The sequence below is a fragment of the Shewanella sp. S1-58-MNA-CIBAN-0166 genome (assembly GCF_040310085.1).
Lineage (GTDB): Bacteria > Pseudomonadota > Gammaproteobacteria > Enterobacterales > Shewanellaceae > Shewanella.
The window spans coordinates 52,630-64,145 of record NZ_JBEOPN010000018.1 but is presented as its reverse complement, the minus strand read 5'-3'; the positions used below and the strand labels follow the sequence as shown (position 1 = coordinate 64,145).

The following is an 11,516-nucleotide window of genomic DNA, read 5'->3' as shown; positions in this document are numbered from 1 at the left end:
TAGCATCAGCAGTAGAGCATATTTGCATGTATAACGAATCCCCAATTATTCGCAGACCATCAACACGTATCTATGTGGGCAATGTCCCTATTGGTGATGGTGCACCGATTGCTGTTCAATCGATGACGAATACTAAAACTACCGATGTTGCGGCCACCGTGGCGCAAATTCTAGCATTAGAAAAAGTGGGCGCTGATATTGTACGTATTTCAGTACCGACAATGGATGATGCTGAAGCCTTTAAAATTATCAAACAGTCTGTCAATGTGCCATTAGTGGCCGATATTCATTTCGATTATCGTATCGCGCTTAAAGTGGCCGAATACGGTGCAGATTGCCTGCGTATTAACCCAGGTAATATCGGCAATGAAGAACGCATTCGCAGTGTGGTTGAGTGCGCCCGCGATAAAAACATTCCCATCCGTATCGGAGTGAATGGTGGCTCGCTTGAAAAAGACTTAATGGACAAATATCGTGAACCAACGCCTGAAGCATTATTTGAATCAGCGATGCGTCATGTGGATATTTTGGACCGTTTGAATTTCGATCAATTTAAAGTCAGCGTTAAAGCGTCAGATGTATTCCTGGCTGTCGCATCATACCGTCTGCTGGCTAAACAAATTCGTCAACCGTTACATTTAGGTATTACCGAAGCCGGTGGGATGCGTGCGGGTTCAGTTAAATCAGCTGTCGGTTTAGGCATGTTATTAGCTGAAGGCATTGGTGATACTTTACGTATTTCGTTAGCGGCCGATCCGGTTGAAGAAATTAAAGTTGGTTTTGATATTTTAAAGTCGCTACGTATTCGTAGCCGTGGCATTAACTTTATTGCTTGTCCTTCTTGTTCGCGCCAAGAGTTTGATGTGATTAGTACCGTCAATGAACTCGAACGTCGTCTTGAGGACATTACCACTGCAATGGATGTGTCTATTATTGGTTGCGTAGTCAACGGTCCAGGTGAAGCGTTAGTGGCTGATATCGGCTTAACTGGCGGCCATGCTAAGAGCGGTTATTATGATGACGGAGTGCGTCAAAAAGAGCGCTTTGACAATAAAAATATTGTCGATGGTTTAGAAGCAAAAATCCGCGCTAAAGCCAGCATGATGGCTAATCGCATCGCGATAATCGATAAAACTGAATAATCTTAATCCTGTGCATGGCAACCAAGAGTTGTCGATGTTGAGGGTATATTTACATTTTATTAGCGCAAGCTAATCAAGAAGTGGACACGTTAACAGTGGCAAAGCAAATCCAAGCTATTCGTGGAATGAATGATATTCTGCCTACTCAAAGTCCTTTATGGCAAAAAGTCGAAGCTGTATTGCGCTCATCAGTTAGTGCATTTGGTTACAGTGAAATTCGTACTCCTATTGTAGAAAGTACCGATCTTTTTAAACGCTCTATTGGTGAAGTGACCGATATTGTTGAAAAGGAAATGTACACCTTTGAAGATCGTAACAGTGACAGCTTAACCTTACGCCCTGAAGGCACAGCCTCAACAGTGCGTGCGGGTAACGAACATGGTCTGCTTTACAATCAAGAACAACGTTTATGGTATATGGGACCCATGTTTCGCCATGAGCGCCCGCAAAAAGGTCGTTACCGTCAATTCCACCAGTTTGGCGTTGAAGTTTACGGCATTGCTAGCGCCGATATTGATGCTGAAGTATTAATGTTATCTGCCCGTTTATGGGACTTGTTAGGCATTAAAGAACACGTGGCACTTGAGCTTAATACTTTAGGCGATCCGGCTGAACGTGCAGCTTACCGTGATGCCTTAATTGCATTCTTAGAGCAGCACAAAGACAAGTTAGATGAAGATAGTCAACGTCGCATGTATTCCAATCCATTGCGAGTGCTAGACAGTAAAGATCAGCAAGTGCAGGCTCTTTTAGCTGATGCTCCCGCATTGATGGACTATCTTGGTGAAGAGACCAAGACACATTTTTCAACTTTATGTGAACTCTTAGACGCTGTTGGTATCCAATACACCATTAATCCGCGCTTAGTCCGTGGTTTAGATTATTATAACCGCACTGTATTTGAATGGGTTACCACTAGTCTGGGCTCTCAAGGTACAGTATTGGCGGGTGGGCGCTACGACGGCTTAGTCGGCCAACTTGGTGGTAAAGATACCCCAGCTGTTGGTTTTGCAATGGGCCTTGAGCGTATTGTACTATTGCTTGAAACACTTGAGTTAACCAGTGATATTGCCCCAGAAGTTGACGTTTATGTCACTGCAATGGGTGAAAATTGCGTCGTTGAAGCCATTAAAGTGGCTCAAGAGTTGCGTCAACAGTTACCAACACTTAAAGTCATGAGCCATTGCGGTGGTGGCAACTTTAAAAAGCAAATGAAACGTGCCGATAAAAGTGGTGCTCAGTTTGCGTTAATTATTGGTGAAAACGAAATGGCTAATAGCCAAGTCGCTATTAAACCGCTAAGAACAAACGATGAACAACAATTGGTTACGCGTAGTGAACTCGTAGCTAAAATTGCAGAACTGATTTAAGAACAGATTTTAAAGGGGAAGTGCAAGTGGAAATTTATAGCACAGAAGAACAACAAGTAGATGCTATCAAGCAGTTCTGGAAAGATTATGGTACCTCAATTATTGTGGGTGCCGTAGTAGGCCTTGGCGGTCTATATGGTTGGAACGAATATTCAGACATGAAAGTGACGGCGGCTGAAGAAGCTTCAGAGTCGTTTCAGTCTATCGTGACACAGTCGGCTAACCCTGCTGCGTTATTGGTTCAGGCAGAAAGCTTTGCATCAGAACATGATCAGCAAGGTTATCAAGCATTGCTTGAATTGATGGTAGCAAAGTCAGCGGTTGAAGCGGGTGATTTAGCTAAAGCTGAAGCCTCATTTACTAAGATAATTGCTGCCCAACCAGGTTCTGGTTTGGGTATGGTAGCGATGATTCGTTTAGCACGTATTCAAGCAGAACAAAACAATATAGGCATGGCGTTAGCGACGTTAGATCAAGTGACTGATAAAGCATTTGCTTCACAACGTGAAGAATTGAAAGGCGACTTTTTAGTGCGTCAAGGTGATTTGGATAAAGCCAAATCAGCTTATCAAGCAGCAGTGGATAATGGTGGCGCGTTAGCCAGTCCAGCGCTGACCATGAAATTAGACAATCTAAACAAGGCATAAGGAATTTAGCCGATGAAGTCGTGGTGTAAAAATCTACTTGCCGTTGGGTTAAGTGTTGCTCTTATGTCTGCTTGTTCTTCAAGTGATGTTGAAGAAGAGCCAGTGAGTGAATTAGTTGATATACAAGCAACCGTGTTTCCTGAGATTACTTGGGATACCAGTGTCGGCGACGGTGTAGGGGATTATTACTCTCAACTTCGTCCTACCGTTCGTTACGGCAAGGTGTTTGTCGCCGATCGTAGCGGTATTGTGGTTGCCTTTGATGAAACAACCGGTGATGAGCTTTGGAAAAAAGACTTCAATGATGTCTTTGAAGATAAGCTTGAAACCAAAACCAAGGGTATTCTTTTAGCTGCAGGTGTTACCGCTGCACGTAATAAAGTGTTTGTTGGTGGCGAAACCGGTTTATTGGTTGCGCTTGACGAAGCAACGGGTGACGTTGTGTGGTCTGCGCAAGCAAATGGCGAGTTATTATCGGCACCAACAGTGGCAGAAGATGTTGTCGCGGTAAATACCAGTAAAGGCGCATTTGAAGCATTTGATATCGATAATGGTAAAAAGTTATGGACCTATGAAATGCAACTGCCAAATCTTACCTTAAGAGGTACAGGTTCTGCTGCGTATGAAGCGGGCGGGTTCTTTTTGGGAACAGCTGACGGTAAAGTCGCAGTTGTCGTTAAAAGTAATGGCCAAGCTGCTTGGGAACAAGCCGTTTTTAGTCCAACCGGTGCAAATGAGTTTACCCGGATGGCTGATATTGATATGACGCCATTAATACTGGGCGAAAATCTGTATGTTGCTAGTTACAATGGTAACTTAGTCTCTATGGAACTTCGTAGCGGTCGCGTAGTTTGGTCGCGTAAATATTCAAGCTTTAATGATTTAGCCGCTGCAGGTATTAGCCTGTATTTGGTCGATGATCATAGCCGTATTTACTCTGTCGATCGCCGTAATGGTTTAGAGTTATGGAGCACTTCAGTCCTTAAAAACCGTGAGTTAACAGCCCCTGCAGTAATTGATAATTATATTGTTGTCGGTGACTTTGAAGGTTACTTGCATTTTATTGACCGTAATAGCGGCGATATAGTTGGCCGAGTTCAAGTTGATAGTGATGGATTATATGCCCAACCTTTAGTGGTGGGTGACAAAATCTATGTTCAAGGCCGTAGCGGCAAAGTCGCGATTGTTACGTTGAACAAAGAAGAGCAAATGAATGTTGAGGAAGATACTGAAACTGATGCGGAATAAGTCATAGCACTATTTTTGCGTTAATTAAGGTATAATGTCCTTACTAGAGCCCCTGGAAGCGTTCCGGGGGCTTTTTATTGAAAAGTTTTTTAGAGGCAAAATCATGATCCCTGTTGTGGCCCTTGTAGGGCGACCGAATGTCGGCAAATCGACATTATTTAACCGTCTTACTCGTACTCGTGATGCGTTAGTCGCTGATTTCCCAGGTTTAACACGTGACCGTAAGTACGGCCGTGCATTTCTAGCTGGCTACGAGTTTATCGTTGTTGATACTGGCGGTATTGATGGCAGCGAAGAAGGGATCGAAACCAAAATGGCTGAACAGTCATTGGCCGCGATTGAAGAAGCTGACGTCGTATTATTTATGACCGATGCTCGTGCTGGTATGACCGCTGCCGATTTAGCGATTGCTCAGCATTTACGTAGCCGTGATAAAGTCACTTTTGTGGTTGCCAACAAAGTTGATGGTATTGATGCCGATTCAGCTTGTGGTGAATTTTGGTCTCTAGGTTTAGGTGAAGTCTATCAAATGGCTGCCGCGCAAGGTCGTGGTGTAACCAACATGATTGACTACGCACTAACGCCTTATGCCGAAGCTATGGGTATTGTTCGCGAACTCGACGAAGAAGGCGAGCAAGTTGAACGTGAATATACTGAAGAAGAAGCGGAAGCAGAACAAGAACGCCTACAAAACTTACCGATTAAGCTCGCCATTATTGGTAAGCCTAACGTGGGTAAATCAACACTGATTAACCGTATCCTCGGCGAAGAACGTGTCGTCGTTTATGACGAGCCAGGTACCACTCGTGACAGTATTTACATTCCAATGTCACGCGAAGGTAGAGAGTACGTGTTAATTGATACTGCTGGTGTTCGACGTCGCAGTAAAGTAAATGAAGTTATCGAGAAATTCTCGGTAATTAAAACCTTGAAAGCGGTTGAAGATGCTAACGTAGTATTATTAGTTATCGATGCACGCGAAGGTATTGCAGAGCAAGATCTTGGTTTATTAGGTTTTACCTTAAACGCAGGCCGTGCATTGGTGATTGCGATAAACAAGTGGGACGGTATTGATCAAAAAGTCAAAGACCGTGTTAAAAGCGAACTTGATCGCCGTTTAGGCTTTATCGATTTTGCTCGTATTCACTTTATTTCGGCATTACATGGCACTGGCGTTGGTCATTTATATGAGTCAATTGAAGAAGCCTACGACAGTGCGACACGTCGCGTAAGTACATCAATGCTAACGCGCGTTATGCAAATGTCGCAAGATGATCACCAACCACCATTGGTGAATGGTCGTCGTGTGAAGCTTAAATATGCTCACGCTGGCGGTTATAATCCACCAATCGTGGTTATTCATGGTAACCAAGTTAAGAAACTACCTGATTCGTATAAGCGCTATATGATGAACTATTTCCGTCGTTCATTAAAAGTAGTCGGTACGCCAATTCAGTTACGTTTCCATGAAGGTTCTAACCCGTTTGAAGGTAGAACTGAGAAGTTGACCGTGGGTCAAGAGCGTCGTCGTAAGCGTGCAATGAGCCACATTCGCGATCGTACTAAGTAACCTCGTTGTTATTTAAGTTACTTATTACTCAAAAAGCCTGACTTGTTCAGGCTTTTTTGTAGGTGTTTACCGTCTATTAGAATTGGGATTAAAGATTGGGTGAACTAGGATGCAGCAAAAAATTACCGGTTATCATTTGGATGAAGAACATCATTGGGTGGCAGAATTAGGTTGCGGCCATTTTCAACATGTTCGGCATAATCCACCTTGGACTGTTCGCCCTTGGGTAATAACAGTAGAAGGTCGGCAACAGCAATTAGGAATGATCCTTATTTGTAAAAAATGCGATGTCGCGGCACCGCCAGATAGTCTTGGCTAAATTAAGTTTGCTTAGCTTAAGACGTTAAATCTGAAGTGGTTCGACAAAACCATAAATAAGCGGCGATGTAAGCACATATAATACTGTCCATTACCATTGATAGCCAAAAGCCATCGACAAAAGATTGATTGGCATTGCTCAATACTAGGCTAATAAAAAATAGCTTTTCAATTAGCGCAATGCAAAACAGTGGTTTTATCCAAGTTGAACGGACCATCGCAATAAAAAAGCTACACCCTACTAATACCAATTCCATTAATTATGTGCTCAATCAGAGCCACTCAGGTTTCCAGTTTGAGGCGCATTGTTGAAAGAATGGTTGTTCCCTTGTAAAACAATGCAACAAAGAAATGGAAACCCTGAGTAGCTCCCGCAGGGCGGATTTCTGCACCTTCTATGCAGCTTATTGGCGTACGACTGCAAGGACGCAGGAGATAGAGCAACGCAGGAGCTGTTGCCGAGAACAACTATGTCTACAATCCTATTACTTGCCTAGAAGGCGCAGAACTCCCGCTGAATGACCAGATAATTATTGGAGTTGGTATTGCACCATAAATCCCCAATGCTGAATAAATATTGTGTCACTGGAGTGATAGGTTAACTGGCTAAGGTTTTCGACAGCCCACTGTGGGAATAAAGTATAAAGTCCGCCCAATGAAGTTCCTAAACCTGCAAGGAATAACGCCATTTGTCGGGTATTGTGCAGAAAATGAGTCATGTGTGAGTTCGTTCAAAGTTATTTTATTGCCATAGTGTCATGTTTTAGATTCTTTTTCGATTATTGTTATCCATAAGTGATTGTTAAGATTCCGGCGTGATAATGGCCCCATCATCGCAATCCTACCGAGGTTTATATGCAAACACAGACAACTTATCCATTATTCCATCGTCTTATTCATTGGGGGTTGGCCTTGACCATGATGGTGATGTTATTAACCGTATTACTAAGGCTTGGGTGGATGGAAAAAAACCATATGGCCGCCATAATTCATCAAGGCTTAGCGAAATTAGATGTCATTATTACCGATAAACAAGCGGTGAGCATTGCTAAAAGTATTCGTGGCGTTATGTTCCAGTGGCATATTTATTTTGGCTATGCGGTGGGCGTATTTGTTTTTGCTCGGTTTGTATATATGGCTAAATTTGGTCTGCATTATCCGTCACCTTTTTCGCGCCAAGCTACGACAAAGCAAAAGTTTCAGGCATGGGTGTATTGGGTATTTTATGCTGGCATAGCGTTCTCTGTAATAACAGGTTTGTTACTCAAGTTTGGTCCAGAGGCAATAGAAGAGCAGGCTGAAACAATTCATAAGTTGGCACTGTGGTATTTCATCCCTTTTATAAGTTTACATTTAGCAGGGATTTTAGTGGCCGAGTCTGGTAATGATAAAGGCATCGTGTCGAAAATGATTGGAGGCTAATGTTATTTTCTTTTTTTTTAATGGCATAAATTGTCTTTACGATATCTTTACAATGCTTAAGTGAATCTTAAGATTGGTGGACTATGTTGTTTGCAATATGTTTATTAGGTGAAAATATGATGTCAATTGGGTTATTTTGTCATTTTCGTAACATTAAGTTTATAGCGTTAAGTTTAGCGATAGGGTTAGGTGTTAATGCCCAAGCTCAAGCTGCTCCGTCATTAGAACATGATGTGTTAGATCAACAAGGCGCAAGTGTCAGTCTGCAACAATTTGCTGGCAAAGTTGTTTATGTCGATTTTTGGGCGTCTTGGTGTGCTCCATGTCGTAAATCATTTCCGTGGATGAATGCCATCCAGGCTAAATATCAACAACAAGGTTTAGAGGTAGTCGCAATTAACCTTGATGTTGATACCACATTAGCCCGTGAGTTTTTGAGCAAACTGCCGGCAAAATTTAATCTTCGTTTCGACCCTGAAGGTGATATTGCCCAAGCCTTTGAGTTACAAGGTATGCCAAGTAGCTTTTTGTTCAATCGTAAAGGTGAATTAGTGCAAACTCACATGGGTTTTTTTACCGAAAACATTCCCGCCTATGAACAAGAAATCCAAATGTTGTTACAGGAGTAAATTGATGACAAAAGCATTTTATCAACCCTTTGCCAAAGCTGTGGTGGCATTAGCCATTGTCAGTAGTTTGGTTGGCTGTTCGAACTTAGGTGTACAACCTTGGGAAAAAGATCAATTAGCCCGTGCTGATATGGCGTTGAACAGCGAAAAACTTGATCTCGCGTTAGATGACCATATTTATTTTAGCAAAGAAGGTACTAGTGGTGGTCGCTCATTAGCGGGCGGAGGTTGTGGATGCAACTAACATCTAAGCAAAGTATTGCCAGTGCGTTGGCATTAGCAAGCTGTAGTTTATTAAGCCAACAGGCCAGTGCAGCAGAACCGATTCCTGCCAATGATGATTGGAAGGTCGATGCTGCCATTATGTATTATGGCGAGCAAGACCGTGTTCAAGCTGCAGAAGCGATTGGTAATGTACAAAAAGCCTTTGGTGACAGTTCGTTATTGGACCTTAAAATTGTGGTCGACAGTTTAACCGGTGCATCAGCTTCTGGTGCCGTTGCACAAAGTGACAGTCAAACTTTCACGCGTCCGTCAGGTGATGGCCAATATACTGTCAGTGCTGGCGAAACACCGCTAGATGATACCTTTCATGATACTCGTGTTCAGCTTAGCGCTAACTGGCAAGAAGTGCTTAATCAAGATTGGACCGGTAACGTAGGTGTGTACGGTTCAAAAGAGTTTGATTATCTTTCGATGGGCATTAACGCGGGTCTTGAACGTAGTTTTAATAAAAATAACACTACATTGTCGTTATCGGGGGCATTTACCAATGATGTGGTTGACCCTGTTGGCGGTCGTCCTGTGGCAATGTCAGAAATGGTGTTTCGTGGCGATTATGCCAGTGATGCCGATTATCAAGCAGCCTTTGATCAAACGCGTTTAGCGGGTGATGATACTAAACAAACCAGTGATATTATGTTTGGTGTGACTCAGATTATTAATCGTAATTGGTTGATGCAAGCTAACTATGGTTTATCAAGTGTGTCAGGTTACATGACCGACCCGTATAAGATCCTTAGTGAGGTCGATGTTAACGGTCAAACACAAGCTTACCGTTACGAAAATCGTCCAGACTCACGCCTTAAGCACAGTGTGTTTTTACTCACCAAAGGTGCACTGGATTCTGGCGTAGTCGATTTTTCATATCGCTATAGTACTGATGATTGGGATATTCAATCGCATACTTTAGAAACGCATTACCGATATAATTTTAGTCCAACTATGTACGCACAATTGCACTTACGTTATTACCAGCAGCAAGCCGCTGAGTTTTATCAACCATTCTTGATGAGTGGCGATGCAATACCAGAGTATGCCAGCGCCGATTATCGCATTGGTGATATGACGGCTTACACCATAGGACTTAAATTTGGCCAGCGTTTATCGGGTGGCCATGAATTAAGTTATCGTATTGAGTATTATCAGCAAAATCCTGAAAATAATGGTACTCAGATACCTGGTCAGCTACAAAACTACGATTTATTCCCAGCGGTGAAAGCGATAGTAGCTCAAGTGAGTTATTCGTTTTAAGATGAATGTGTCATCAATAAACAGAGTAATTTAACTTGCTTGAACCACTAACAACAATGTCAAAAGCCCCAAAAGTGATGAGCTTACAGCCTCGTCCTTGGGGCTTTTTAGGTTCATTTAATGCTATGGCTAGCCCATGTGAATTATTAATGGCAGTTGATGACGAGTATATTGCGAGGCAAATGCTGACTATTGCTTATGACGAAGCAAAGCGTATAGAACATAAATTCAGCCGTTTTATTGAAGCTAACGTGGTGTGGCAGTTAAATCATGCCCAAGGTGAAACGACCCCGATTGATGCCGAGACAGTGCATTTATTGCAATTTGCTCAACAATGTTTTCAATTAAGTGAATCAGCATTTGATATCAGTGCCTGTCCATTAATGGCGTTATGGCGCTTTGATGGTAACCATCGAGTGCCGTTACAAACTGATATTGATGCCGCTTTGCTCAATGTGGGTTTTGCTCGTATTGCATTGACGGATAAGACCGTCTGTATGCCTGCAGGCATGAGTGTCGACTTTGGCGGTATCGGTAAGGAATATGCGGTGGATCGCACCGCACAAATATTAGCGAGTCGTTGGCCAAAGCAATCGGTATTAGTCAACTTTGGTGGTGATATTGCTTGCCCGATCACCAAAAGCGATGGCTGGCAGGTGGGGATTGAAAACCCTCATAAGCTTGATAACGCTGCGGCACTGTTATCCATTCGCCAGGGGGCGTTAGCCACTAGCGGCACTACTCGGCGCTACATAGAGGTGGACGGTAAACGTTATGGGCATATTATTAATCCTAAAAAGGGTTACCCTGTAGAGCAAGCGCCATTATCGGTCACTGTGCTGGCGCCCAATTGTGTTATGGCAGGAATGTTGGCCACAATGTCGATGCTAAAAGGAGCTGATGCTGAAGGTTTTTTACAGCAACAAGGTGTCGATTTTAAGGTGTTTCGTTAATGAATAAGGGTATTGAATGCGGGTGTTATTAGTAGAAGATAATAAGTTGTTAGCACAAGGCATCGTAATGAGCTTAGCTAAATCAGGTATTCAGGTCGATCATTTAGCATCATATAATCAAGCCCAAATCGCCTTAGGAAATGAAGATTTTAGCGCCATTATTCTCGATTTAAGTTTACCCGACGGCAATGGTGCAGACTTATTAAAACAGTGGCGTAAAAATGGTATCTCATTACCTATTATTGTATTAACAGCCAACACTGATTTCGACACCCGCTTAATGTGTTTAGATATTGGTGCCGATGATTATTTAAGTAAGCCTTTTGATGTGAGGGAATTAATTGCTAGGCTTAAGGCGATTATTCGACGCCAACATGGCCTAGATAATAACCAATTTAGCTATGGTGCTCTCAACATCGACTTTGCCCGTTGTGAAGTGCATTTTCGCGATGTGTTAGTGTCGCTTTCACGCCGTGAATATCAATTGTTACTCGAATTTGCTCAATCAGCAGGTCGCGTATTAACCCGTAATCAACTTGAACAGCTAACTTATGGCTGGGATGAAGTGGGCAGCAACTCGATTGAAGTGCATATTCATCATCTACGTAAAAAAACGGCCACTGAGCTGATCAAAACCGTGCGCGGTATAGGCTATATTTTAACTGAAACGGTATAGCTTTATTA

The 11,516-nt window shown here is 42.7% G+C and carries 14 protein-coding genes; 12 read left to right on the top strand and 2 right to left on the bottom strand.

Going from position 1 to position 11,516, the window contains the following annotated elements; translation table 11 throughout:
* Positions 1-26 precede the first annotated feature (26 nt).
* From ispG to AAEY99_RS12365, 6 genes are all read left to right on the top strand, one after another.
* Entirely contained in the window at positions 27-1,142 is a 1,116-nt protein-coding gene (ispG, locus tag AAEY99_RS12390) for a flavodoxin-dependent (E)-4-hydroxy-3-methylbut-2-enyl-diphosphate synthase (protein ID WP_101085518.1), read from the top strand.
* 95 nt (positions 1,143-1,237) lie between these two features.
* Positions 1,238-2,512, top strand: a complete 1,275-nt coding sequence (hisS, locus tag AAEY99_RS12385) for a histidine--tRNA ligase (RefSeq protein WP_162022604.1) — start codon at positions 1,238-1,240, stop codon at positions 2,510-2,512.
* A 26-nt stretch (positions 2,513-2,538) separates the two neighbouring features.
* On the top strand, positions 2,539-3,159 hold the full coding sequence (locus AAEY99_RS12380) for a tetratricopeptide repeat protein (RefSeq protein ID WP_101085514.1): 621 nt from the start codon (positions 2,539-2,541) through the stop codon (positions 3,157-3,159).
* Between the two features lie 12 nt (positions 3,160-3,171).
* Entirely contained in the window at positions 3,172-4,407 is a 1,236-nt protein-coding gene (bamB, locus tag AAEY99_RS12375; protein WP_101085512.1) for an outer membrane protein assembly factor BamB, read from the top strand.
* Positions 4,408-4,510: 103 nt separating this feature from the next.
* The gene (gene der, locus AAEY99_RS12370) at positions 4,511-5,977 is read left to right on the top strand and encodes a ribosome biogenesis GTPase Der (RefSeq protein ID WP_101085510.1); all 1,467 of its coding nucleotides are present in this window, start codon (positions 4,511-4,513) and stop codon (positions 5,975-5,977) included.
* A gap of 109 nt (positions 5,978-6,086) precedes the next feature.
* Positions 6,087-6,296: a DUF3565 domain-containing protein gene (locus tag AAEY99_RS12365; protein ID WP_350999924.1), complete on the top strand. Its 210-nt coding sequence runs from the start codon at positions 6,087-6,089 to the stop codon at positions 6,294-6,296.
* Between the two features lie 16 nt (positions 6,297-6,312).
* Here AAEY99_RS12365 and AAEY99_RS12360 read toward each other — a convergent pair whose 3' ends face one another.
* Together AAEY99_RS12360 and AAEY99_RS12355 are read right to left on the bottom strand one after the other, a co-directional pair.
* Entirely contained in the window at positions 6,313-6,552 is a 240-nt protein-coding gene (locus AAEY99_RS12360; RefSeq protein ID WP_351010662.1) for a hypothetical protein, read from the bottom strand.
* Positions 6,553-6,825: 273 nt separating this feature from the next.
* Positions 6,826-7,014 (bottom strand): hypothetical protein, encoded by a 189-nt coding sequence (locus AAEY99_RS12355; RefSeq protein WP_351010660.1) that lies wholly within the window; start codon positions 7,012-7,014, stop codon positions 6,826-6,828.
* Between the two features lie 136 nt (positions 7,015-7,150).
* Here AAEY99_RS12355 and AAEY99_RS12350 point away from each other — a divergent pair, with 136 nt between their 5' ends.
* The 6 genes from AAEY99_RS12350 to AAEY99_RS12325 all read left to right on the top strand — a co-directional run bounded on the left by AAEY99_RS12350 (position 7,151) and on the right by AAEY99_RS12325 (position 11,508).
* Positions 7,151-7,717: a cytochrome b/b6 domain-containing protein gene (locus tag AAEY99_RS12350; RefSeq protein WP_101085505.1), complete on the top strand. Its 567-nt coding sequence runs from the start codon at positions 7,151-7,153 to the stop codon at positions 7,715-7,717.
* A 116-nt stretch (positions 7,718-7,833) separates the two neighbouring features.
* Positions 7,834-8,346, top strand: coding sequence for a TlpA family protein disulfide reductase (locus AAEY99_RS12345; protein WP_243756159.1), 513 nt, complete (start codon positions 7,834-7,836; stop codon positions 8,344-8,346).
* Positions 8,347-8,350: 4 nt separating this feature from the next.
* A complete protein-coding gene (locus tag AAEY99_RS12340; protein ID WP_162022608.1) occupies positions 8,351-8,590 on the top strand; it encodes a DUF4266 domain-containing protein in 240 nt (79 codons plus the stop codon).
* Complete coding sequence (locus AAEY99_RS12335; protein ID WP_351010658.1) at positions 8,581-9,879, top strand: DUF3570 domain-containing protein; 1,299 nt, start codon at positions 8,581-8,583, stop codon at positions 9,877-9,879. Before AAEY99_RS12340 ends, AAEY99_RS12335 begins: the two co-directional genes overlap by 10 nt.
* 56 nt (positions 9,880-9,935) lie before the next feature.
* Positions 9,936-10,832 carry an FAD:protein FMN transferase gene (locus AAEY99_RS12330; RefSeq protein ID WP_351010656.1) on the top strand — a complete coding sequence of 299 codons (897 nt, stop codon included), beginning with the start codon at positions 9,936-9,938 and terminating at the stop codon, positions 10,830-10,832.
* A gap of 16 nt (positions 10,833-10,848) precedes the next feature.
* Complete coding sequence (locus AAEY99_RS12325; protein ID WP_162022611.1) at positions 10,849-11,508, top strand: response regulator; 660 nt, start codon at positions 10,849-10,851, stop codon at positions 11,506-11,508.
* Positions 11,509-11,516: the final 8 nt, after the last annotated feature.

Excerpts from the sequence above, each read along its gene's own strand:
- AAEY99_RS12350 (WP_101085505.1), top strand. The coding sequence starts at position 7,151 with ATGCAAACACAGACAACTTATCCATTATTCCATCGTCTTATTCATTGG.
- AAEY99_RS12325 (WP_162022611.1), top strand. The coding sequence starts at position 10,849 with ATGCGGGTGTTATTAGTAGAAGATAATAAGTTGTTAGCACAAGGCATC.
- ispG (WP_101085518.1), top strand. The coding sequence starts at position 27 with ATGTATAACGAATCCCCAATTATTCGCAGACCATCAACACGTATCTAT.
- AAEY99_RS12365 (WP_350999924.1), top strand. The coding sequence starts at position 6,087 with ATGCAGCAAAAAATTACCGGTTATCATTTGGATGAAGAACATCATTGG.
- AAEY99_RS12340 (WP_162022608.1), top strand. The coding sequence starts at position 8,351 with ATGACAAAAGCATTTTATCAACCCTTTGCCAAAGCTGTGGTGGCATTA.
- AAEY99_RS12360 (WP_351010662.1), bottom strand. The coding sequence starts at position 6,552 with ATGGAATTGGTATTAGTAGGGTGTAGCTTTTTTATTGCGATGGTCCGT.
- bamB (WP_101085512.1), top strand. The coding sequence starts at position 3,172 with ATGAAGTCGTGGTGTAAAAATCTACTTGCCGTTGGGTTAAGTGTTGCT.
- AAEY99_RS12335 (WP_351010658.1), top strand. The coding sequence starts at position 8,581 with ATGCAACTAACATCTAAGCAAAGTATTGCCAGTGCGTTGGCATTAGCA.
- der (WP_101085510.1), top strand. The coding sequence starts at position 4,511 with ATGATCCCTGTTGTGGCCCTTGTAGGGCGACCGAATGTCGGCAAATCG.
- AAEY99_RS12355 (WP_351010660.1), bottom strand. The coding sequence starts at position 7,014 with ATGACTCATTTTCTGCACAATACCCGACAAATGGCGTTATTCCTTGCA.
- AAEY99_RS12345 (WP_243756159.1), top strand. The coding sequence starts at position 7,834 with ATGATGTCAATTGGGTTATTTTGTCATTTTCGTAACATTAAGTTTATA.
- AAEY99_RS12330 (WP_351010656.1), top strand. The coding sequence starts at position 9,936 with ATGTCAAAAGCCCCAAAAGTGATGAGCTTACAGCCTCGTCCTTGGGGC.